Source organism: Candidatus Omnitrophota bacterium (assembly GCA_023227985.1).
Taxonomy (GTDB): domain Bacteria; phylum Omnitrophota; class Gorgyraeia; order Gygaellales; family Profunditerraquicolaceae; genus JALOCB01.
The window spans coordinates 1-24,702 of record JALOCB010000012.1; the positions used below are offsets into that span (position 1 = coordinate 1).

The window sequence follows — 24,702 nt, forward strand, 5'->3', positions numbered from 1 at the left end:
TCTACATTGATCCCCCATTCAATACCGGCGCAACGAATTGGAAATATAACAATGATTATGTTGAGAAAGAAGACGCTTTTAGGCACAGTAAATGGCTTAGTTTGATGGAAAAAAGATTGAAACTGGCTAAGGCTTTGTTAAAGAGAAGCGGAGTCCTCATTTGCGCCATTGATGAGAATGAGTTGTGGCATTTGGGATGTCTTTTGGAGGATATTTTCCCAGGGCATGAAGTGCATTTAGTTACAATAGTCCATAATCCTAGGGGAGTACAAGGGAAAAATTTTTCTTATACTAACGAATTCGCTTATTTTGTTATACCCAATGGGCAAAAGGTTGTAGGAAATAGAAAGCTGAGCGAAGACGAAATATATATAAGTAATTTGAGGAACTGGGGAGGGGAATCATTAAGAACAGATGCGCGAAATTGCTTTTATCCTATAATTGTAAAGAATAATAAGATAATAGGTTTTGGAGATGTTCCCCCTAAAGATTTCCATCCTAAAAAGCAAACCGAAGAGAAAAAAGGCAGCTTCTATGTTTGGCCTATTGATGTAAAAGGAGTAGAGAGAAAGTGGAGATATGCTCGGCAAAGCGTAGAGTCTGTACTCAAGATATTGAGAGTAAAAGAGAACAAAGATAGGATCGAAATTGAAATTGGTAAAGACTACGGCACCGTGAGAACTGTCTGGCAAGATCACAAATATGATGCTGCCGAATATGGTACGAAGTTGGTTCATGCTCTTGTCCCAAGTAACCATTTTGATTTCCCCAAGTCAGTTTACAACGTATATGACTGCCTAGCTCCCTTAATTACTGAACAAAAAAATGCAGTTGTCCTAGATTATTTCGCTGGTTCTGGAACAACGGGACACGCGGTAATGATGTTAAATAAAATGGATGAGGGAAACAGGAAGTTTATTCTTTGCACAAATAATGAGGGCGGCATAGCCGAAGAAATTTGCTATCCCAGAATAAAAAATGTAATTAAAGGCCACAAAGATTATCCCGACATAACAGACATTCCTGCCAATCTTAAATATTTCAAGACTGACTTCGTCGATGCAAAGCCAACTGATTTGAATAAGAAAAAGCTTGTTGATAAATCAACAGAGATGCTTTGCCTGAAGGAAGATTGCTTTTACGAGGTTAAAAAAACGAGAGATTACAGAATTTTCAAGGATAATAAAGATAAGTATCTTGGCATAGTTTATGATGACGATGGAATTGATCCATTTAAGAAAGAAGTCATAAAATTAAAAAAGGATTTTGTTGTTTATATCTTCTCCCTTGATGAGAGTGCAAGAGAGGAAGAATTTGAAGATGTGATTAAGTTTGTAGAATTAAAGCCAATTCCGGCAGTCATACTGAACGTATATAAGAGGATATTTAAATGATAGAGCTAAGAGATTATCAAAAAGAGGCGATAAAAAGTCTTCATGCCAAAGTAGTAAAAGCATTAAGGACTCCTGAGAATAAAGTTGTTATATTTCAAGCGCCTACTGGTTCTGGTAAAACTCTTATGGTTTCGGAAATGCTTAAAAAGCTCGTAAGAGATAGAAAGAATGATCAGACATTTTCTTTTGTTTGGGTTTCAGTAAGAATGTTGCATGAACAAAGCAAAGAAAAGCTGGAGAAGTATTACGAGGATGATAGATTGATTCAATGTTCTTATTTCGAGGATTTGGAAGACAGAAAAATAAACGAAAATGAGATTCTTTTCATAAATTGGCACAGTATAAACAAAAAGGACATTAATATTTTCGTGAGAGAAAATGAACAGGATAATAATCTCAACAGCATAATTCGAAATACCAAAGAAGAAGGCAGAGAAATAATCATGATTATAGACGAGAGTCATCATACTGCAAGTTCAGAGAAGTCCAGAGAATTGATAGAGGTCATTTCTCCAAAGGTTACCTTGGAAGTTTCTGCAACCCCTCATCTAACAGAGAATGTTTTTGAGATTGAGAGAGTATCTTTGTCAGAAGTTAAGGATGAAGAGATGATTAAATCGGAGATTTCCGTTAATCCAGAATTCAGTAAGAAAAAAATTGGAGATAAGAGCGCAGATGAATTAGTTATAGAATGTGCTTTATTAAAACGAAAATGGTTGCAGTCAAAATTAAAAGAAGAAAATACAGATATTAATCCTCTCGTTCTTATTCAGCTTCCTGATGCCAGAGAAGGAATGGATGATAAGAAAAGAAGCGTTATTAATATTCTAGAAGAAAAATTCGATATTACAGAAAAAAATGAAAGATTAGCCATCTGGCTTTCTGAACAACATTCAGATGCTCTCGCTAATATAGAAAAATATGATAACAAAGTTGAAGTATTGATATTTAAACAAGCAATAGCATTAGGTTGGGATTGTCCAAGAGCTTCTATACTGGTAATTTTCAGGGAATCAAAGAGTTTCATTTTTACCATTCAGACAATAGGCAGGATAATGCGGATGCCTGAATTGAAATATTATAATGAGCCAGAATTAAATAAAGGGTTTGTCTTTACTAATCTGTCGAATATAGAGATTACAGAAGATTATGTAAAGGATTATGTCACGATATATGAAGGCAAGAGAGATGATAAGTTATATAGCGACTTGTCTATTCCTTCAATTTACCTAAAGCGACAAAGAGAGAGAACGAGAATTTCCGGGAAGTTTGTTAACATATTCTTTGAAGCCGCCGAAGAATATAAACTTGACGATAAAATTGACGTGAAGCCGTCACGAGTTATCAATCCAATTATGAGCGACGGAAGGATTATCGACGTTGATAAAGCTGGTGAAATAGAGTTCAAGGGTACGATAGATATTGAATTAAATGAGAAGGAGTTATCAGATAGATTTGATAGGTTTATAGCGCAGGCCTGCTCTCCTTATGCCCCGGTTGATTCAAGTGATAGAATGAAGACGGCAATTTACTTATACATTAAGCAAAAATTTAAAATTGATAAATATGATCCAAAAGCTCAAATGATTGTTTTAGGAAAAGAGAACTATCAGACTTTTATTAATGTTATAAACTTGGCGAAAGAAAGATTTAGGACGAATGTAATTGAGGGACTGAGCGAAACACGGGAAGTGCAACAAGTAGAAAAGTGGGAAGTACCGCCTTTGATTAGTTACAATAGCAAGTATAAGAAGATAGAGAAAGATAAGTCAATTGTGAAACCATTCTATGTTTCTCAATTAAGCGAACCAGAACAAAGTTTCATAGAATTAATTGAGAATTCTGATAAGGTTAAATGGTGGTTTAGGAATGGCCAAGGGGAAATCAAGTATTTTGCTGTTCCTTATAAAGATAAAGATGGTTTTGAGAGAGCTTTTTATATCGATTTTATCGTAATGATGAAGGATGGGCGGATAGGTTTATTTGATACCAAAAGCGGATTTACTGCAGAATTGGCAAAAGAAAGAGCAGAAGCTTTAGCGCGATATATCAAAGAACAAAATAAAAAGAAAGAAAAGAAGCTTTGGGGCGGGATCGTGACATTTAAAGATGGAAGCTGTAGGTATAATGATTCTGAGAGCTATGGTGGCGCTATTTCAGAAAGCCAAGCCCCTTATTGGAAAATTCTAACGTTATAAATGGATAAGAAAATATTACTAAAGCGGATTGACGATTTTATTGCTAATTACACTGAGGTTAGAAAGAAATCTCAGTATGATGATCTTTCTGATTTGCACGATGATGCTTTGACTGAAAGACTTGATACTCAGGCTTTGGCCATAATAGAGTCTATTGCAGAGAAAGGATCTGCTTATGTAATGAATTCAAAATGGATAGACTCAGCAGGTCATCCTCACGCTGTTCATATTCAACGACTAGTTGGTATTTTACATGCTCTAAGAGCAGATATTGATGCCGGTTATTTATGGCGAATGAGTGAACTAATTAATGCTGGAATTTTTGCAGATTTCTTAGAAATGGCTCGGTATCTGTTAGAAGAGAGTTATAAAGATCCCGCGGCAGTATTGGTAGGTGGAGTTTTAGAAGAAAACTTAAGAAAATTATGTTTAAAAAATGGTATAACAATCGAGATTAATAAAAATGGTAAGATACTATTCAAAGAATCATCTTTGATGAACGATGAGCTTAAAAAAGCTAATATTTATGGAAACTTGGAGCATAAGAGTATTATCGCGTGGCTAGACTTAAGGAATAAAGCAGCTCATGGAAAGTATTCAGAGTATAGCAAAACTCAAGTAGAGAATATGTTGTCTGGTGTAAGAGATTTTATAACAAGGTATATTGCATAACCTATTTCCGCCATTTGAACTTTTTGTTCTTTGAACGGCAAAATTTGCCCGCACCAAATTTTGCCGGAGCCAAACGTAGTTGTGGGGCGGGCGTGCCCGCACCACGCCCGCCCCATGCTTTTGCTTTGAAGCACTGCCCGCAAGAGGCGGGGCAGGCCGCTAACCTGTATTTTTTATCGTTGTAAGCGGCACGCGGCCGAGCTCTTTCCTAAAAAATTTTGTTTTTAAGGTGTAAAGAGAGCTAAAGCGAGGACGCTCGCCGCGACCCTGGATTTTTTATTGTTGTAGAGCGGCGAGCCACGCCGAACCCGCATTGCATTAGCTCGAAGCGAGCGGCCCAGCGAGCGCCATTGCACGCTCAATGTGGGAGCGCCCCCCAGGGCGCGGTGCATTAAAAGCTGTTTCCTTAGAGACTATGCTTTACCCCGCCCTTAGAGACAAAAACGACAAAAGGCGGGGCATAGCGTAGGCATAGTGGGAGAGAGGCTTTCCGGGAAAGATTTTGTTTGTCAGGGGGCGCGGGGGATAGAGTTGTTTCAGTAGGGGTTTACCCCGGGGGAGAAAAAATTCGAGCGCTTCGCGCGATCAGAATTTAATTCGATTTCTAGAGTATCTGGACCCCATTTTTCTGTTTCTCGCAGTATTGGAGAGTTTAAGGCCTATGACCGCAGTAGCGGTTATAGGCCTTTTTGCCGAAGAAGTTGGCACACGCGCGCAGTTCAGTTTAGCGCGGGGTGTATTCTGTCGCTGTCCGTAGGAGTAATGAAAATACCGGCAATATTACTGCCCGTCCGCACGAAGGTCACCTTTTCAAATTTCCCAATGCCTGTTTATAAAGAGATCGTTCCTCTTTCAAATATTAGTACCCGTTTTTATGGGGAATATCCATAAATATTACTTTTAACCGGATCTTAACCGTTTATTTACGGTGTGGTTTATGCTTATTGTATCGATAAATCGGTGGTATAATAATTTATTATGTATAGATGCTTGTAATATGGCAGTCTGATCATGATGAAATTCCTATCTCGTGTGATAAAACCTTCATTGGCAGGCGGCTGGCGAAGGTTTTTTGCTTTTCCGATAATGGATCCCGGACAGGAAAGGGTGAAAATATAGATAATTTGTTATAGGAGGTGATGGTATGTCAAAGTTTATTAAGAAGGCATCAAAGACAATTGGTCAAGCCCCCGGCAGCATTATCTATGTAGGTGAAAAGAAGATTGAGGAGCCCCGCATATCTATTATTGATTATGATGAAAAAAGTTTCCAGGAGAAAGAAGTAAAAAATGTGGAGGAATGTTTTCCATTTAAAGAATCCCCTACAATAACATGGATAAATATCGATGGTCTGCATGACACAGACATTATAAGCAAAATCGGTAATTATTTCGGCATCCATCATCTTATTCTCGAAGATATAGCAAATACTTCGCAACGCCCGAAATTTGAGGAGTCAGGCAAATATATCTTCGTTGTTTTGAATATGTTATATTTTGACGAAAAAGACAATGAGACAAAAGCCGAACAGGTAAGCTTTGTTTTTGGGACAAATTTCGTCATTTCGTTTCAGGAGCAAGAGGGAGACGTATTCAACCCTATTCGCGGAAGGATTAGAGATAATAAAGGGCGTATAAGAAAAAGCGGGGCGGATTATCTGGCCTATGTTTTAGTGGATGCTGTTGTCGATAATTATTTTATAATACTGGAGAAGCTTGGTGAGAAAATAGCAAATATGGAAGATGAATTAGTGGCTAACCCGAGCACCAGAAAATTACAAACAATCCAGGATTTAAAAAGAGATATTATATTCTTGCGTAAATCCGTATGGCCATTGAGAGAGATAATCAGCGGGCTACAACGAACAGAGTCGGATTTGTTTCAGGATTCTACAGCAGCATATTTGCGGGACCTGTACGACCATACTATCCAGGTTATCGACACTATAGAATCTTTGCGAGATATGGTTTCAGGAATGCTTGATATTTATATGTCCAGCATAAGCAATAAGATGAACGAGGTAATGAAGGTCCTTACAATTATCGCGACAATATTCATTCCCTTAACATTCATTGCCGGAATATACGGCATGAATTTCAATCCCGATGTTTCTTTTTTTAACATGCCTGAGCTAAACTGGAAGTTCGGCTATATGTTTGCATGGGGCGTGATGTTTTCTGTGGCATCGGCGATGGTGATCTATTTTAAAAAGAAACGGTGGTTTTAGGATAAAATGCGAGGTGTATAAATGAATTGGAAATGGATACTTGTTTTGATATTATTGCTGCTTTTGGCGATTTTTTCTGTGCAGAATTATGAAATTGTTAAGATTCAATTTTTATTCTGGTCATTCCAGACCAGCCGGGCTATCGTGATATTCTCGGCGCTTTTCATAGGTATAATCATTGGATTGATAATCTCCCTGATTAAGAGAGGTTAGGATTAAAATAAATACTGCCCTATGTTAACGCTGATAATATTAGTGATAAGCATGCTTTTTCTTCAAAGTTAAAGCGGATCCAAAATGAAGTTATAATTCTGAATGTATAAAAAAAGGGGGGGGGCTTATGAACTTATTGCTTTTTATTATGGCGATTATTATATCGTTTATTGTGGTAAGAATCGGCGCTATTGCATTTGAGCTGACAGGCCTTGAGTGGTCTTTGGCAAAATTCCAGGCCTTGTCTTGTTTTTCCGGCATGGGTTTTACTACAAAAGAGGCGGAGTTAATTACGGGTAATCCTCAAAGGCGGCGTATTGCCTCAATCCTTATGGTCTTAGGAAACGCAGGCCTTATTACAGTAATTGCAACATTTGCTAATTCTTTAAGACCGTCCACTATTATGCCAAAGTTTACTATCCCATTTGTGCATTTAGTTTTTCCGTCAAGTTTATTGCCGTGGATAAATTTGTTGATCATCGTAGTCTCTATATATGTAATTTACAGGTTTTTTAGCCACACAAGCATTACTAAAAAACTGACGGATGCATTACGGGCAAGGATTGTAAAGAAGGAAATTATTAAACGGGTAACTTTTGAGGAATTACTGGTTGCCACCGGCGGTTATGGCGTGTCGAGCATCGAGGTCTGTAAAGATAGTTTCATAATCGGAAAAACCTTATTTGAATCCGATTTGAGAAACAATGATATAACAGTCTTAGCAGTAGAAAGAAAGGATGAGATAATTCCTAACCCTGCATCGGAAACAAGAATTATGCTAGGTGACACCATTATATGTTTTGGTAAATTAGAGAATATTAGAAACAAATTATGCGTAATCTCTAAATAATGATGATTTGCCCTCCGCCCAGCCGCCAGCCGGCCGAGCCGGACACGCTCTAAAACTGGCAAGAAGCGAGCGGCCTGGCGAGTGTGCCTGCCGGCAGGCAGGCGCCCAGCGAAGGCCTTGCCCCAGCAGGGCCGAAGCGGTGCCGCGGGGCACAACGAAGCCCGCGCATCCCTAAAGGAACTTCCTTGGCTCGCAAGCGGGCGTGGTTTAGGGCCGCAAAGCCGAAAGTCCGAGCCAAGTCTTGCCCTCGCTGTTACTTTTTGCCTGTCCCGCTTTTTTATATTTATGATGCTCGTTATATAAGGAAAGCAGCTGTCTGCCCAGAGGCCGTTTTCTTATTTAATTTTTCTTTAATTGTGGTATACTGAATTTTAGGATGTAATCAAGTGGTCTGGGGATAAGTAAGCAGCTCCAGAGGGGTATTAGATGGTCGGGCCGCCGTCTATGTTCGGGTAGAGGGCGGTTTTTAATTTTAAATCGGCTGGGTTTTGTGGCGCACGATCCCGGAATCAGGAGGCAATAGTGGATATGCGAATCGGATTATTTGGCTTCGGTAGAACGGGCCGCGTGGTCGCGCAGGAGATTATGAATGATGAAGATTTGTATCTATCGTGGGTAATAAGGAAGACCCATAATGACGAGGGTGATTGGGCAAGCCATTTTTTCGGCAAAGAATCGCCGCAGGGAAAAATATATAGCGCGGGTAGCCTGGATTTTAGCACATTTTACGAGGAGAACCCTGTGGATGTGATCATCGATTTTTCTTCATCCACGGCAGTGAATGAATATATCCAGGCTGCTAATTGCGGGGTAAAGATTGTTTCGGCAATCTCGCGGTATCAGAAGGATGAGATGCTTAAGTTAAAGCGCATGGCCGCAAAGACGGCAGTTTTGTATTCTCCGAATATTACTTTAGGGATCAATTTTCTGCTCATTGCTTCCCAGATCCTTCAGCAAATAGCGCCTCATGTAGATATCGAGATCGTAGAGGAGCATTTCAGGGGGAAGAAGGAAGTGTCCGGCACCGCGCTTCGTATCGCCCGGCTTTTAAGCTTGTCCAAAGAGCACCACGTAAATTCCATCAGGGTAGGCGGGATCGTGGGAAAGCACGAGGTTATCTTCGGGTTCCCGAACCAGACAATACGGCTTACCCATGAATCCATTAACCGGGCAGCTTTTGCCAAGGGCGCGATATACGCGGCTAGATGGCTTGTTGGGCAGAAAAAAGGCATGTATACTATGGAACAGGTTATGGCCGCGGATTTCATTCGGCATAGTAAAACCATACATAAAAACAGCAGGCGCGAACGTGCCCGGCTCATGGAAATTTTGGGCCTTTAGATCACAGGCAAGTAACAAAGTGAAAAGTTTGCAAAGGAGGCTTAAGTGTATACGGAGATACTTAATAAGGTTTTTTTAGGTAACAGGGTTTTAGATTATCTGATATCCTTCGGTGTTTTCTTGTTCGGTTTTCTCGCGATCAAGATCATCGCGCTTGCGATCATCAGGCACCTCAAGGAGATCTCCAAGAGGACAGCGAACACTTTAGATGACTTTTTCATGGAGGTTATCGATAGAATAGGAGCGCCTTTGTTGTATCTGGCGGTTTTATACCTTTCTGTCAAAACCCTTACTTTTCATCCGTATTTTGCAAAAGGAATGAATTATTCGGGGCTGGGGGTCCTGGTTTATTTTGCTGCCCGCGTAACGATCATGTCTATTACGTATGGTTTTACCGTATATTTGACTCGGCGGGGAGAGGATGCCGGTCTTGCGCGCAGTCTCCAGGGGATCCTTGTTGTGGTAAAAGTAATAGTTTGGACAGGCGCTGTAATTTTCTTTCTGGATAATTTAGGCTTTAAGATATCGGCAGTTATTGCCGGTTTGGGCATAGGAGGTGTAGCGGTTGCCTTGGCCGCTCAGACTATTCTCAAGGACCTTTTTAGCTATTTCTCTATCATTTTTGACCGGCCTTTTAAAGTAGGGGATTTTATCATCATCGGCGATTTTATGGGAAATATTGAGCATGTCGGGATCAAAACTACGCGCATACGGTCTTTAGGCGGAGAGATGCTTGTTTTTTCCAATTCCGATCTTACCGATTCGCGCGTGCGTAACTATAAACTTATGGAAAAAAGGCGCGTCGTATTTAAACTGGGCGTTACCTATCAGACTACGCTTAAACAATTGAAGGAAATCCCGAAAGTCATTGAAAATATCGTTAAAAACACCAAAGATACGGTTTTTGACCGCGCCCATTTCTTTAGTTACGGCGATTTTAGCCTTATCTTTGAAATTGTTTATTACGTCATTGGCCCGGACTACAACAAATATATGGATACCCAGCAGGATATTAATTTCGCGATCAAGGAAGAATTTGAGAAGCGCGGCATAGAGTTTGCCTATCCTACGCAGACTCTTTACGTGCAAAAAGCGGGGTAAATGTTTGTTTTAAGGTTTATCGGGATATTTTGGGAACAGCAGCGGGTATTGCCGGCAAATCCGCCAAATGTGGGTTTGCGGAACTAACCTTTAATTAAAACCACGCGCCATAAATCCTCCCTGATTGTTAGTTTGTATTCTTATTTACTAGTGCTATAATGGAACAAAATGGGCAGCTTGATATTGTTATCGAGGCATGCGCGGTAAAGGCCTGAACAAGTATGGAGAGTTTCCCGCCCGCTTAGTATGGATCCTGTCCGGCCTCCGATATCTCAGGCATATTAGTTCAATGATCTAAAAATCCTGCGCAGGAATAAAAATAGGAGTGCGATTTGCATTGGCCGTTTATTGATGATTATATCCGTTTCGTAAAAATGCGGCTGTCCGCTTTTTGCGGCAGTAAAAAAATCGCGGAGGAAAATATCCTTCGTGCCGAGCTTTTCAGTATTGAGCAGTTTAAAATATACGCGAAGCGTTTAGCGCGAAAACAGCAGGTAAGTTATAAAAAAGGGTGGGGCCGTCTTTTGCTCCGATTGGAGGAGAATGAAAAGGTCCTTTGCGCTATTAACGAATTGCTCAACGAGACTGAGAATGGAAAACGCCGGGTTTCGCCGGCCGGCGAATGGATCCTGGATAATTATTACCTCATTGAAGAACAGATACGACTCGCCCAAAAATGCCTCCCCAAAACATACATCCGTGAATTGCCTTATTTATTGAGCGGCCCGCTTGCGGGGTGCCCGCGCGTCTACGAGATCGCTATGGCGCTTGTTTCTCATGGCGACGGCCTTTTGGATATCCGGGTGCTTACTGAATTTGTCGCCTCATATCAGAAGGTCAGCCATTTAAAGCTTGGCGAATTATGGGCAATACCCATTATGTTGCGATTGGCCCTTATTGAGAATTTGAGGCGAGTGGCTTCCCGGTTGATCATATCACAAAAGGAAAGGAACAGGGCAGATTATTGGGCAACGCGTATTTTGGCGGTCTCAGATAAGGATGCGAATGGGGTTATCCGCGAGATCGCGGCGATGGACAAAGGGGGAGGGGCGTTGTCCGATGCTTTTGTTACAGAGTTCACCCGCCGTTTTAACGGGCAAAGCCCCGCGCTGAATCTTCCTTTTGCGTGGTTGGAAAAGAAACTTGCTGAACAGGGCGAAACGCTTGACCGGATCATACGATCGAGCAGCCAAAGGCAAGCGGCTGATCAGGTTTCGATCGCGAATACGATCGGGAGCTTGCGCCTTCTGGACGTTACCGATTGGCATGATTTTGTAGAAGATTTGAGCGTGCTGGAGAAAGTTTTGCGCCAGGATCCTTCGGGCGATTACGCCGGGATGGCGTTTGCTTCCCGCGACCGGTATCGGCATGTCATTGAAAAGCTTTCTTTGCGAAGCAAGATGGTTGAAGAGGAAGTTGCGGCCCAGGCGATCGTGATCGCTAAATCCGCGAAAGTGGCGCATGGGCCTGATCATAGCACTGCGCATGTGGGGTACTATCTTGTTGACAAAGGGCTGGAGCTTTTTTACCGCCACTTGGGGCTGCGACTGCCTTTTGGTCAGTATGTGCAAGCCCAGAAAACATTTTTTTCATTCCTTTTGTATGTGGGATCTATCGGTTTGGTCAGCTTGACTGCGACAGCGTGTGCATTATATGTGATGTCAAATGTGGGGATAGCGGGCCTGCCCTGGCTTCTGTATTTCGGGTTTTTGTTCCTTTTGACAACAAGTCAGACCGCGGTTTCACTCGTGAACTGGGTCTCTTCACTGTTCGTGTCTCCCCAGCCGCTTACAAAAATGGATTTTTCCGAAGGGATACCGGAATCCGCGCATACACTCGTTGCCGTTCCCTGTATGCTGAGTGACGAGCGGACGGTTGCCTCTCTTCTTGAGGGATTAGAGGTCCACTATCTGGCGAACGTTGACGCGCATATTGATTTTGCGTTAGTGACTGATTTGTGCGATGCTGCGCAGGAGACGATGCCCGATGACGAAGCCTTGCTGGCTCAGGTCACAGAGGGGATTGAGCAGTTGAATTACAAGTATCGCCTGCAGAAAGAACGTATTTTCTATCTTTTTCACAGGCCGCGGCGGTGGAATGGCAGAGAAAAAAAATGGATGGGGTATGAGCGCAAGCGGGGCAAGCTCTCTGACCTGAATGCGCTCCTTCGCGGAAAAGGAGAAAACAGGTTCAGTTTTATTCTCGGGGATCCGGCGAGCCTGCGGGATGTAAAATATGTCATTACGCTTGATACTGATACCCGGATGCCGCGCAACGCGGCGCGCGGCCTTGTTGAGGTTATAGAACATCCTTTGAACCGGCCGGTTTATGACGAAACAAAAAAACGGGTGGTTTCCGGCTATGGCATTCTGCAGCCGCGCGTAGAGTCAAGCTATCCCGGTGAAAACCCCTCTTTTTTCGCCACATTTTTCGGCGGAGATTCGGGGATCGATCCGTATACGAAAGCGGTGTCGGATCTGTACCAGGATTTGTTCTATGAAGGGTCTTTTATCGGCAAGGGCCTGTATCATGTCGATGCGTTCGAGAAGGCGATCGAAGGCCGTTTTCCGGATAACCTTATTTTAAGCCATGATCTGCTGGAAGGATGTTATGCCCGATCGGGCCTTGTGACGGATGTGCAATTCTACGAGCAATATCCCTCGGGGTATCTGAAGGATGCTAAACGGAGGCATCGTTGGATCCGCGGCGATTGGCAGATCGTGTCGTGGTTGTTCGGTTCTGTCAGGGGGGGCGGTAAGAAGCGAGTAAGGAACCCGATCTCCGTTTTATCTCAATACAAGATAGCAGATAACTTGCGGCGGAGCCTTGTCGCTCCCTCAACGGTCTTATTGTTGTTGTCAGGCTGGGGGATGTTCCAGTTGTCCTGGATCTGGTCGGCTTTGGTGATCGCGCTTGTCGGTTTTCCCCTCGTGCTGATGTCCCTTGTAGAGACAATGAGGAAGCCGGACGACCTTTATGTCATATCCCATTTGAGAGCGGTGATGGCGTCTTTCAAAAAGAACACGGTTCGGTTGTTTTTTTCGTTGGTCTTTATGTTACACGAGGCCTCCTATTGTATGGACGCGATTGTCAGGACACTGTGGCGAATGTTCGTATCCCGCAGGCGTTTGCTGGAATGGGTGGCTTTTAGTGAGTCGAAGGCGTCTGCGCGGGAAGATGTTGCAGGCAGCTTCCGGAAAATGTTACCGGAATCCGTGTTCGCTGTTTTATTCTTGATTTATTTCGGTGTGGTATTGCGCTGTTTTGACGGGCTCGCGTTGATCCTGTTAAGTTTATGGATAGCATCGCCTTTTATCGCATTCGTGATCAGCCGCCCCGCATCTCCCCGTAAGATCAAATTATCTGATTCTCAGATCGTTTTTCTCAGGATCTTTGCGCGAAGGACATGGGCTTTTTTTGAAAGGTATGTGACTAAAAAGGATAATTGGTTGCCTCCGGACAATTTTCAGGAAGAACCCGTCAGCACGGTTGCCCATAGGACATCGCCTACAAATATCGGGCTGTCGTTATTGGCGAATTTGACGGCGTATGATTTCGGGTATATTTCGATGGGGGAGATGTTCAATAGGACGGAAAAAACATTCGATAGCCTTAACCGCATGGATAAGTTCCGGGGGCATTATTACAATTGGTACGATACTGAAACTTTGAAGCCGCTTATACCGTTGTATGTGTCTTCGGTGGATAGCGGTAATCTGGCCGGCCATGTATTGGTCCTGCGTTCGGGGCTTTCGGAGCTGTTCGGGCAGAAGATCGTCTCCCAGAAAATAGTCGACGGACTTTTAGATACGCTGCATATCCTGTCCCGGAGCGTGGGAGAGCTTGATAAAAAACAGGCAAGCGGCGTCGCGGTGATGCTCCAAGGGGTCTTTACGCGAGTCGGGTATTTTCAGCATAAGATATCGGCGTCTTCGATCAGCCTTTTAGAGCTTCATACGCTGTTGCGTCAGCTGTTAACTGATATTTCCAAGGTTCTGTCGGCCTCGGATCAAAAAAATTTCGAGAGAGTGAAGCAATGGGCGCTGGCTTTTGAAAAACAATGCTATGATTTTCTGGAGGATATGTATTTTATCGCGCCCTGGATCCAGCTGCCGCCGGAAATGCCCGGCATGTGGGACGCCGGCGATGAAAAACAGAAAGAACGTTTGGTCCTTCTTAGGGAGTCATTACGATGCCTGGATGAGATCCCGACTCTTGGGGATGTGGCGAGACTCGAGCTCAAACTGATCCCTCTCATAGACGATGTTATTAGCGGAATGGTAATTGTGGATGACGAATCCAAAATGAGCAGGGAATGGTTCGAGAAGCTGCGGGATGCGGTTAAGTCTGCCGGCACACGATCCAGCGAAAGGATCAGCGTAATAGAGGCTATCATTGTGAGCTGTAACGAGATATCCGGGATCGAATATGAGTTCTTATACAACAAGACAACGCATCTTCTTTCCATCGGTTACAATGTCAGCGAGCATAAAGTAGATCGGGGCTGTTATGACCTTTTGGCGTCTGAGTCCCGGCTCTGCAGTTTTGTCGGTATCGCTCAAGGCCGGATGGCACAGGATCATTGGTTTAAACTCGGCCGGATGATCTCAAAGTCCGGGGGGGATCCTGTGCTGGTGTCGTGGGGCGGGTCGATATTTGAATACCTTATGCCACTGCTTGTCATGCCGACCTACACGGGGAGTTTGCTTGATATGACGTATAAGAGCGTGGTCCGGGGTCAGATCCGGTACGCGTCAAAAAACAATATTCCCTGGGGGATCTCAGAATCCGGATACAATAAGGTCGACTCGAACATGGTCTATCAGTACCACTCATTCGGCGTCCCGGATATGGGGTTTAAGCGGGGACTTGCGGAGGATCTGGTGGTTGCTCCGTATGCTTCGATGTTGGCGCTGATGGTAGAGCCCGAGAAGGCCTGCGAGAATCTCGAGCGTTTATTCGCGCTGAACGCAGGAGGGACGTATGGCTTCTATGAAGCGGTTGATTATACGCCTTCGCGTTTAGCCCCGGATGAAACGCATGCGATCGTGAAATCGTATATGGCGCATCATCAAGCAATGGGTTTGTTGTCAATTGCCTACGTGTTGTTAAATATGCCCATGCAAAGGCGTTTTCTCGCGGATCCTATGTTGAAATCTGCCGAACTCCTTCTTCAGGAACGGGCGCCGAAAGCCGAACCGTTCCTTTACGATTTCGAAGTGACCGGATTGTTCAAAAAATTAGGAGAAAGAGAAACGCTTTTGCGGCTTTTCACCACCGCGCAAACCCCGGTCCCGGAAATACACCCGTTATCCAACGGCCGGTATCATGTGATGGTCAATAACGCCGGCGGCGGATACAGCCGCTGGAAAAATATCGCGGTAACGCGATGGCATGAGGACCCTGCCTTGGATAATGAGGGGGTTTTTATTTATCTGCGCGATATGGATACCGGTAATTATTGGACATCGGCGTATCAACCGTCGCGCGCAAATCCCAAGAAATATGAAGCCCTGTTCTCTCAGGCCGGCGTTGAATTCAAACGGCGGGATTATTATATTGATACTCATACGGAGATAGCTGTTTCGCCTGAAGACGACATTGAATTACGCCGTGTGACGATCACGAACCGGTCCCGAACGAGGCGCATTATTGAGGTTTCCAGTTACGCGGAAGTCGTGTTGAACGACCCCGCAAGCGATCAGGCACACCGTTTATTCAGTAATTTGTTCGTCCAGACCGAAATTGTCAGGTCTCATCAGGCAATTCTGTGTTACCGCCGTCCGCGATCCGACAAAGAAAAGTTCCCTTTAATGCTGCATCTTATGGCGGTGCATGGCCGGGCGACCGTCGGCGCTTCATATGAAACGGACCGGAACTTGTTTATCGGCCGCGGGCACACGGTCGCCGACCCCATCGTAATGCAGAAAAACGGAAATTTATCGGACAGCGCAGGCTCTATTCTGGACCCTATTGTTTCTATACGAAGCCGTATTGAGCTGGATCCGGATGAATCGGCCGTTATTGATTATGTTACAGGGGTATGCGAAGACAGGGAAACGGCTAAGATCCTAATGGAAAAATACCGGGACAGGAATTTGGCCGATCGCGTGTTTAACCTCGCCTGGACTCATGGGCAAGTCGCGTTACAGCAGATCAATGCGACGGAGGACGCGGCTCAATTGTACGGCCGTCTTGCAAGCGCGATAGTCTATTCTAACCCTGCCTGGCGCGCGGGAGAGAATATCTTGCGCCGGAATTCCCGAGGCCAGCCTGATCTGTGGGGGTATGGCATTTCGGGGGATCTTCCGATCGTTCTGGTGCGTATCGAAAATCAGGATAATATCGATCTGGTCGTGCAGATGATGCAGGCCCATGCGTATTGGCGTATGAAAGGGATCACGGTCGATCTGGTCATATGGAATGAAGACAGCTCCGTGTACCGTGATTTGCTCGGCGACAGGATCAGCGGATTGATTTCTGCGGGCGCTGAAGGGCGGACGAACAAGGATGGTAACATTTTTTTACGGCGTGCGGATCAAATGTCGGAAGAGATCCGGATATTGATGCAAACGGTCGCGCGTATAGTCATTACCGACCGCGAGGGGACGCTCGCGGAACAGATCGCGGATATGACGCAGCCGATAGTGAATTTCCCGCCTTTTGTGCCTACGAGGAAAGATGTTCAGGATGAAGAAGAAGGGCCTCTTGACCGTTCCGATCTGGTATATTTTAATGGCCTGGGCGGTTTTACCCGCGATGGCCGCGAATATGTAATTACTACCTCACGGTCGAAGAAGACCCCGGCGCCTTGGGTCAATGTGCTCGCGAATAAACATTTCGGAACGGTTATTTCCGAGAGCGGAAGCGCCTATACGTGGAGTGAGAATGCGCATGAATTCCGTCTGACGCCCTGGAAGAACGATCCCGTTTCCGATATACCGGCAGAGGCGTTGTATATCCGCGATGAAGAGACCGGGCGATTCTGGTCCCCGACGCCGCTTCCCTCTACGGGCAGTACCCGTTACACGACCCGGCATGGATTTGGTTATAGCGTTTTTGAGCATACTGAAAAGGGGATCGTATCTGAATTGACGATGTTTGTTTCGTTAGAGCACAGCGTTAAATTCGCCGTATTAAAAATAAAGAATATTTCCGGCCGGCGCAGGTCTCTTTCCGCGACAGCATATTATGAGCTTGTTATGGGAACATTTAGAGATAAATATCACAGGCACATTGTTACCGAGATCGATCCCAAAAGCGGCGCCTTGGTCGCCCGCAATCCGTATAACAAGGAATTCCCCGACAGGGCCGTGTTTTTGGATGTCACCGAACAGACGCGGTTTGTTTCCGGGGACCGGATTGAATTCATCGGGCGGAACGGGACGATGGCGTCCCCTTCGGCTATGCGCAGGGATAAGCTGTCCGGGAAGGTGGGGGCGGGAATGGACCCCTGCGTTTCCACCCAGGTAAAATTCCAGCTTGAGGACGGCAATGAAAAAGAAATCGTATTTACGTTTGGTTCCGGAAAAACGCTTGATGAGGCGCGGGATTATGCCCGGCGTTTTGGCAGAATGGACGCGGTGCGGCAGGAACTTGAAAATGTGTGGGAATACTGGAAGCGCACTCTGGGGGTCGTGTATGTGGAAACGCCCGAACCTTCGATAAATTTTCTTGTAAATGGATGGCTGCTGTATCAGGTTATGAGCTGCCGCCTGTGGGGACGAAGCGGTTATTACCAGTCTGGCGGGGCTTTTGGTTTCCGGGATCAGCTGCAGGATGTGATGGCTTTGGTCCATGCGAAGCCGGAAATGATACGGGAGCAGCTGTTGGCATTTGCCTCCCGCCAGTTCATTGAGGGAGATGTGCAGCACTGGTGGCATCCGCCGTCCGGACGCGGGGCAAGGAGCCATTGTTCGGATGATTATTTGTGGCTCGCGCTGGTGACATGCTTGTATGTTGAAGAGATCGGCGATACGGGCGTCCTTGATGAAAGGATCGGTTTTCTGGAGGGGCCGTCGGTTAAGCCGCAGGAAGAATCGTACTACGATATCCCCAGGATCTCCGAGCGTTCCGGGACGTTGTACGAGCATTGCGTGCTAAGCGTGAAGAAAAGCATGGCGCGCGGCGCGCACGGCCTGCCTCTCATCGGAAGCGGAGATTGGAACGATGGAATGAATCTCGTCGGCAGTGAAGGAAAAGGCGAAAGCGTCTGGTTGGCCTTTTTCCTGTGTTATGTCCTTAAATCGATGGCGGCTTTAGCGGCTCGGAAGGATGACGCCGCTTTTGCGAAGTTTTGTGAAGATGCGGTTACGACGCTGACGGCGAATATTGAAAAAAACGCCTGGGATGGGGAGTGGTATCTCCGGGCGTATTTTGATAATGGGAAGGCGCTGGGGTCTTCGCGGAACAGCGAATGCAGGATCGATTCGCTCCCGCAGTCTTGGGCGGTCATTTCAGGCGTAGCTAAGCCGGAAAGGGCCATAATGTCTATGGCGCAGGTAGTTAATCAGCTTGTTGATAAGGACAACGCATTGGTCAAATTACTCGCGCCTCCTTTTAGCGCAGAACGGCCTGCCCCGGGATACATAAGCGGTTATGTCCCCGGCGTAAGGGAAAACGGCGGCCAGTATACCCACGCTGCAGTGTGGGCGGCAATCGCGTTTACGATGCTCAAGGATAAAAAGAAGGCGTGGGAATTGTTGCATATGATAAACCCCGTGCATCATTCCGATACCCCCGATAGCTGCGCCACCTATAAAGTAGAGCCGTTTGTTATGGCCGGCGATGTCTATGCCTCTGTGCCGTTTGCCGGCCGCGGAGGCTGGACGTGGTACACTGGATCAGCGGCCTGGATGTATCAGCTTATTGTAAAATATTTGTTGGGTATCCGGTTGAAAGTTGACCGGCTCTATTTTGAACCGTGTTTGCCTGGCACGTGGACTTCGTGGAAGCTGCACTACCGTTTCAAAGAGACCTTTTATCATATTACTTTTGTGTGTTTAGGTCCCTCGGACCGGGTGACTTCTATTGTTGTTGACGGGGTCGCGCAGGAGGAAATGGCTGTGCGGCTCATTGATGACCGTGTAGGGCATACAGTGGATGTGAAGGTGGGATGATATTAAATCGGGCTGTGATGACGATATTGTTTTAAGCAATTCCAAGAAGAGCAGCTTTTTTTATCGAAAGGGCGGTGAAAAAGGAGGGGGGGATGCCGTTATTAAAGGAGTTCAAGGAATTCGCCATAAAAGGCGATGCCGTGGATATGGCGGTGGGTATTGTGATCGGGGCTGCTTTCGGCAAGATCGTCAATTCTTTGGTCAATGACGTCATTATGCCTCCTGTCGGTATGCTCATAGGCGGCGTTGATTTTAAGAATTTGGCGCTAACGCTAAAAGAAGCAACTATCGACCAGCCGGCGGTTACTTTAAAATACGGCCAGTTCATAAACAATGTAATTGATTTCCTTATTGTGGCGGCCTCGATATTTGTGGTCGTGAAAATAATCAATACTTTAAAGAATAGCCGGGCGTAGCTTGGAGTATTTGAAGGGTAAGAAAAGATCAATGAACCGGGTATATTGTCGGCGGCGGTTCTGGTTCGTTTTTATTCGATCTAAGAGGGAACTATGGATAAAAAGTGCCTGAATTGCAGAGAGTATAAGAACTGCAGGGATTCTTACGTTTCCTGGATAGTCTTTATTATAGGAATGATAGCGACGATAGCGTTAAGAGCGGTAACTGTCCTGATGCACTTGGACCCTGTTTACGGACAGTTGTCCTGGTATATCGGGGTAACGGGTTTTTTTATCTTTTTTGTGTACAAATTCAAGGTTGACCGGGCCCGCTATAGGCTTATAACCCAAAGAAGCCTGATGGAAAGGATCGCGCGCGGCGACCGGATAGAGGAATATGACCGAAGGCTTATAAGCCAGATACTTTGTTCCGTAAGTTCCAACAAAGACAGGATAAATTATTTATTGATATTTGTTTCTTCCGCAGCCGCGCTTATTTTCGCTTTATATTTCGATTTTCTTAGATAAACAGAATAAACTTGCATTTGTTCCGTATGGGTATGATAATAAAAAAAGGCCGTGATATAATAGGATCGTATTTCCAGGACGCCTCTAATCTTAAAGGCGGATACGCATCTGAGGCGGTTTTCCCCGATCGGGAAGAGCAAATTTCGGAACTTCTCGCGGAATGCCATTCAAAAAAGACGCCGGTCACTATTTCCGGAGGGGGCACTGGAACTGCCGGCGCCCGCATACCATTCGGCGGGATCGTGATTTCTACGGAAAGACTTGATAAAATCAACGAGATCTCCGTCGAGAAGATGTCCGCAAGATTACAGCCCGGCGTGCTGGTTGACGATCTCCGGCTTGCCTGTGAACAAAAAGGGCTTTTTTATACGTCTCACCCGACAGAAAGGACCGCTTCGGTAGGAGGCACGGTCTCAACAAACGCTTCCGGAGCCAGGTCGTTCAAATACGGCTCGATAAGGCAATATGTGAACCGCCTTAGGATGGTGTTGGCGGACGGCGAGGTGCTGGAGATAAAACGCGGAGAGAGGTTCATTACGCGCAGTAATAATATCCTTAAGCTTTCGGGCGGACGCAGCATAATCATACCGTTGCCTGGATATAAAATCCCGGATATAAAGAATTCCGCCGGGTATTTCATCAAGGATGGCTCGGACCTTATTGACCTTTTTATAGGGCAGGAAGGGACCTTATCCATAATAACCGAGATAGAGCTGGCTATGGTAAAGAAGCCTGACAGTATATTGAGCGCGTTTGTTTTTTTCAGACAGGAAAAAGACGCGTGGGATTTTTCGGCCCGGGCGGCGGAGTTGTCAAAGGGTAAAACAGCTTATTCGCCCGGGGATATAGACGCGCTATCAATAGAATATTTTGACAGTAATGCACTTGATCTTTTGAGGGGAAAGGTGAATAATATCCCCGGCGGGATGAATGCGGCTGTATTCTTTGAGCAAGAGGCTGGCAGCGGGGATGAGGATGGCCTTTGGCAGGCCTGGGCAAGCCTTATTACAGAACACAACGCCGCACTGGACGATACCTGGGTGGCTATGGGCAGTAAGGACGGGGAATATTTCTCGAAGTTAAGGCATTGCCTGCCGGAAGCGGTCAACGACATAGTTAGGCAAAGGGGATTGCCGAAACTCAGCACCGATATAGCGGTCCCTCCGGAGTTCTTCCGGGAAATGATGGGTTTCTATAGTGATATCTTCAAGAAGAGCAAGATAGCGTATGTTATTTTCGGGCATATAGGCGAATGTCATGTGCATACCAACCTGTTGGCTGCGTCAGCCGAAGAATTGGATAGGGGAAGGGATATCTGTCTTGAAACCATCAAAAAATGCGTTTCGCTCGGAGGAACAATTACGGCTGAGCATGGCGTCGGCAAGACTAAAAATAAATATCTGGAAATAATGTACGGCAGGGAAGGCGTAATGGATATGGCAAAGATAAAAAAAGCCTGTGACCCGAATTGTATCCTGGGCCAAGGCAACATTTTCTCCAAGGAAGTCCGGGACTCTTTGTTATCTTCCTGAAGCGTTGAATTTTCATTGATAACCGGGTTAATAGTTTATCTGCCAAAGCGGAGAATGCAGTAAAGTGCGTGACTGAAGGAATGGCCAAAGATTACATCGTCAAGCCGTTTGCCACGGATGATTTTCTGAAGAAGATAAATACGGCGCTTATGGATAAGACCGATAAAAAAGCAAGGAAGGCTTTGGGCGAAGAGGACAAGAAGTAAGGATCTTTCGATAAACACTAATGGTGTAACAGGCCGCTAAGGATGGTGGTAATATGAGAGAGAACATATTGATCGTGGAAGACGAAAAAGACATCGCCAGGATGCTGGACTATAATCTTAAGAAAGAAGGATTTAAAACATTATGCGTTCATGACGGCGAGGATGCCTTGGAAGAGGCCGGGCGCGGCCATCCTGATCTTATACTTTTGGACTTGATGCTGCCCGGAATGGACGGCCTGGAGGTGTGTAAAACACTTAAAAAAGATACAAAGACCGCGTCCATCCCTATAATAATGCTTACGGCCAAAGCCCAGGAATCGGATAAGGTTATCGGCCTGGAATTGGGCGCGGACGATTATATGACAAAACCTTTCAGTCCGAGGGAACTGCTGGCCAGGATAAAGGCGGTGCTGCGCAGGATGAAGGAGAAAGATAAATTGCCTGAACTGATGAGAATAGGAGAATTGGCAATTGATTTTTCGAAAATCATGGTTCTGGTCAAGGATAAGCAGGTAGACCTGACTGCCAAAGAATTCGAGCTGCTCAAGACCCTGATCAGCGCCAAAGGCAGGGTTTTATCGCGGGATTACCTTTTAGACAATATCTGGGGTTTTGATCACGCCGTGGAGATCCAGACCCGGACGGTGGACGTGCACATCCGGACACTGCGCAAAAAATTAAAAGCTGAGGCCGAACGCATAGTTACGGTCAAAAACTACGGATACAGATTCGTGCTGGATGAATGACATATCAAGGGTAAAATATGCCGGTTAAGAAAAGCTTTAAGCTCCATCTGATCTTTTCCTATATACTCACCATAGCAATATCTTTCGGATTCATAGCGATATTTTTGAGCAGGAGCCTGGAAGATAACTCCCTGCAGGAGATCAAATCCTCCCTGGTCAGCCAGGCCCAATTGATCCAGGACCAAATCCCTCCCGGCAGCTTAACAACGCCGAATACGGTATATTTGTCCGACCTGGTAAAAAGAATAAGCTCTCGGATAAAATGCCGGCTGACTATCGTCGATAAACAGGGGAAAGTCCTGGCGGATTCTCAGAAATCGCCGCAAGAGCTTCCATCAATGGAAAACCACCTTTACCGCCCGGAGGTAAGGGATGCTTTATCCGGAGCAACCGGTATTGATATGCATTATTCCGCGACTCTTAAGATCGAAATGCTTTATGTCGCCTTGCCTATATTGGATAATTCCGGTATCCAGGGCGTGCTTAGGCTGGCGCTTCCTTTGGAGAACGTCCGGAACATATTATTCGCCACCAGGAAAATAATATTACTGGGTTTATTTTTTGCTTTAGTGCTGGCTTTTATTCTGGGTTCGGTAATGGCCGGCAGGATCACGAAGCCGATCAATAAGATGATCCGGGTATCGCGCAAGTTTTCCGAGGGCGATTTCAGCCGGAGGATTATCCAGGATTCCCGGGATGAAATAGGCGAACTGGCCGTCACCTTGAACAAGATGGCCCAGGATATTGAGGATAAGATCCGGCAGATTGAAACGCAGAACCAGAAACTCACGGCTATACTCAATAGTATGATCGAGGGCGTGATCGTGGTGGATAAGGCCGGGTATATTGTCTCAATAAACCATACTATAGAGAAGATATTCGATGTCTCGGAGAAAGACGCCCTGGGTAAGCTATTCCTGGAAACAGTCCGCAATAACGATATCTTAGAAGCGATAACCCGGGTTTTCAAGGATGGCAATTCGGTTTCCGCGCAGTTGGATCTTATATTCCCAGTCCGTAGGATATTCCAGATAAACGCCGCGCCTATATTTTATAACCAGACGGTTTCCGGGTGCCTTGTGGTCATACACGATATTACCGAGATCCGCCGGCTGGAGACGATGCGCAGGGACTTTGTGGCTAATGTTTCGCATGAGTTAAAGACGCCGCTTACCTCGATCAAAGGATTTGTGGAGACTTTGCTTGAGGGGGCATTGGAGGATAAGGAAAACAACCGGGATTTCCTGAGAATAATTCATGATCACGCTGAACGCTTGAACAGCCTGGTTAATGACCTGCTTTCCTTGTCTTATCTGGAATCGAAGGAGATCATCCTGGATAAGAATGATCTTAACTTGAATCAACAGCTTGAAGAAGTGATAGCAGGGTTCATGGCGCAGCTTAAAAAACGCGGCATAGCCATAAAGAACGAATTGCCCCCTGGCCTTACCGTGAAAGCCGATATTGACAGGATCAAACAGGTCTTTATTAACCTTATCGATAACGCCATAAAATTCAATAAAGAAAACGGCTCTATTCGTGTTTTCAGCCAGGAACTTGAAGGCGAGATCAAGATCTGCGTAGAGGATTCCGGCATGGGCATACCGGCAAAGGATATTCCCCGTATCTTTGAGCGTTTTTACCGCGTGGATAAGGCGCGTTCGCGTTCACTCGGAGGGACCGGCCTCGGCCTTTCCATAGTAAAGCACATAGTCGAACTCCACGGCGGCAGGGCAGGCTTGGAAAGCAGCGAGGGCCTTGGTTCTAAATTCTGGTTCACTCTCCTTAAGTAATACCTTAAACCCCCCAAAAAAACTTTACCTGTTTTTAACATCTCTTTGAATTCGATTTAACCCCTTCATTCTATACTTGTCTTAAGAAAGGAGGGAGAGATGAGAATATTCATAAGATCGGTCGCAAGGATAGCCGCGTATTTCAAGTCGATGATCGACGATGAAATGAAGATGATGGATATCTTTTACGGCCAAGCGGCTTAACGAAAGCCGTTTTAAAAAAACCAGCCCAAAAGCGGGCTGTTGAAGTTGTAGATGAGGAAAGGATAATAAAAATGGCAAAACTAAAGTTAAACTTTGCACCCGGCGCAACAGGTATATGCGCCGGTGTTGTGACGACAATTAACACCCGGCGTAATGGCACCCGGCGTTATCTGAATACGCCGG

The 24,702-nt window shown here is 45.5% G+C and carries 13 protein-coding genes and 1 pseudogene; all 14 read left to right on the forward strand.

The features are described from left to right. A partial coding sequence (locus tag M0R35_04050) for a site-specific DNA-methyltransferase (GenBank protein ID MCK9594830.1) occupies positions 1-1,394 on the forward strand: 1,394 nt, incomplete at its 5' end. Continuing rightward, positions 1,391-3,592 (forward strand): DEAD/DEAH box helicase family protein, encoded by a 2,202-nt coding sequence (locus tag M0R35_04055; GenBank protein ID MCK9594831.1) that lies wholly within the window; start codon positions 1,391-1,393, stop codon positions 3,590-3,592. The genes M0R35_04050 and M0R35_04055, both read left to right, overlap by 4 nt. Then, positions 3,593-4,264, forward strand: a complete 672-nt coding sequence (locus M0R35_04060; protein MCK9594832.1) for a hypothetical protein — start codon at positions 3,593-3,595, stop codon at positions 4,262-4,264. It begins immediately after the preceding gene. A gap of 1,144 nt (positions 4,265-5,408) precedes the next feature. Then, positions 5,409-6,491: a magnesium/cobalt transporter CorA gene (gene corA, locus M0R35_04065; GenBank protein ID MCK9594833.1), complete on the forward strand. Its 1,083-nt coding sequence runs from the start codon at positions 5,409-5,411 to the stop codon at positions 6,489-6,491. 21 nt (positions 6,492-6,512) lie between these two features. Beyond that, positions 6,513-6,704: a lipopolysaccharide assembly protein LapA domain-containing protein gene (locus tag M0R35_04070; protein MCK9594834.1), complete on the forward strand. Its 192-nt coding sequence runs from the start codon at positions 6,513-6,515 to the stop codon at positions 6,702-6,704. A gap of 127 nt (positions 6,705-6,831) precedes the next feature. Continuing rightward, the gene (locus tag M0R35_04075) at positions 6,832-7,554 is read left to right on the forward strand and encodes a hypothetical protein (GenBank protein ID MCK9594835.1); all 723 of its coding nucleotides are present in this window, start codon (positions 6,832-6,834) and stop codon (positions 7,552-7,554) included. A 585-nt stretch (positions 7,555-8,139) separates the two neighbouring features. Beyond that, positions 8,140-8,895 carry a dihydrodipicolinate reductase gene (locus M0R35_04080; GenBank protein ID MCK9594836.1) on the forward strand — a complete coding sequence of 252 codons (756 nt, stop codon included), beginning with the start codon at positions 8,140-8,142 and terminating at the stop codon, positions 8,893-8,895. Positions 8,896-8,940: 45 nt separating this feature from the next. After that, entirely contained in the window at positions 8,941-9,996 is a 1,056-nt protein-coding gene (locus tag M0R35_04085) for a mechanosensitive ion channel family protein (protein MCK9594837.1), read from the forward strand. 374 nt (positions 9,997-10,370) lie between these two features. Further along, positions 10,371-19,115, forward strand: a complete 8,745-nt coding sequence (locus M0R35_04090) for a cyclic beta 1-2 glucan synthetase (protein ID MCK9594838.1) — start codon at positions 10,371-10,373, stop codon at positions 19,113-19,115. Positions 19,116-19,207: 92 nt separating this feature from the next. Continuing rightward, positions 19,208-19,516: pseudogene (mscL, locus tag M0R35_04095) on the forward strand (large-conductance mechanosensitive channel protein MscL). Between the two features lie 108 nt (positions 19,517-19,624). Then, positions 19,625-20,038, forward strand: coding sequence for a hypothetical protein (locus M0R35_04100; protein ID MCK9594839.1), 414 nt, complete (start codon positions 19,625-19,627; stop codon positions 20,036-20,038). A gap of 26 nt (positions 20,039-20,064) precedes the next feature. Then, positions 20,065-21,570, forward strand: a complete 1,506-nt coding sequence (locus M0R35_04105; protein MCK9594840.1) for an FAD-binding oxidoreductase — start codon at positions 20,065-20,067, stop codon at positions 21,568-21,570. 259 nt (positions 21,571-21,829) lie between these two features. After that, positions 21,830-22,522: a response regulator transcription factor gene (locus M0R35_04110; GenBank protein MCK9594841.1), complete on the forward strand. Its 693-nt coding sequence runs from the start codon at positions 21,830-21,832 to the stop codon at positions 22,520-22,522. Positions 22,523-22,539: 17 nt separating this feature from the next. After that, complete coding sequence (locus M0R35_04115) at positions 22,540-24,315, forward strand: cell wall metabolism sensor histidine kinase WalK (GenBank protein MCK9594842.1); 1,776 nt, start codon at positions 22,540-22,542, stop codon at positions 24,313-24,315. Positions 24,316-24,702: the final 387 nt, after the last annotated feature.

What these genes read in the sequence shown, in the direction of transcription:
- M0R35_04060 (MCK9594832.1), top strand. Translation starts at nt 3,593, where the DNA reads ATGGATAAGAAAATATTACTAAAGCGGATTGACGATTTTATTGCTAAT.
- M0R35_04110 (MCK9594841.1), top strand. Translation starts at nt 21,830, where the DNA reads ATGAGAGAGAACATATTGATCGTGGAAGACGAAAAAGACATCGCCAGG.
- M0R35_04055 (MCK9594831.1), top strand. Translation starts at nt 1,391, where the DNA reads ATGATAGAGCTAAGAGATTATCAAAAAGAGGCGATAAAAAGTCTTCAT.
- M0R35_04080 (MCK9594836.1), top strand. Translation starts at nt 8,140, where the DNA reads ATGAATGATGAAGATTTGTATCTATCGTGGGTAATAAGGAAGACCCAT.
- M0R35_04115 (MCK9594842.1), top strand. Translation starts at nt 22,540, where the DNA reads ATGCCGGTTAAGAAAAGCTTTAAGCTCCATCTGATCTTTTCCTATATA.
- M0R35_04075 (MCK9594835.1), top strand. Translation starts at nt 6,832, where the DNA reads ATGAACTTATTGCTTTTTATTATGGCGATTATTATATCGTTTATTGTG.
- corA (MCK9594833.1), top strand. Translation starts at nt 5,409, where the DNA reads ATGTCAAAGTTTATTAAGAAGGCATCAAAGACAATTGGTCAAGCCCCC.
- M0R35_04090 (MCK9594838.1), top strand. Translation starts at nt 10,371, where the DNA reads ATGCGGCTGTCCGCTTTTTGCGGCAGTAAAAAAATCGCGGAGGAAAAT.
- M0R35_04070 (MCK9594834.1), top strand. Translation starts at nt 6,513, where the DNA reads ATGAATTGGAAATGGATACTTGTTTTGATATTATTGCTGCTTTTGGCG.
- M0R35_04100 (MCK9594839.1), top strand. Translation starts at nt 19,625, where the DNA reads ATGGATAAAAAGTGCCTGAATTGCAGAGAGTATAAGAACTGCAGGGAT.
- M0R35_04105 (MCK9594840.1), top strand. Translation starts at nt 20,065, where the DNA reads ATGGGTATGATAATAAAAAAAGGCCGTGATATAATAGGATCGTATTTC.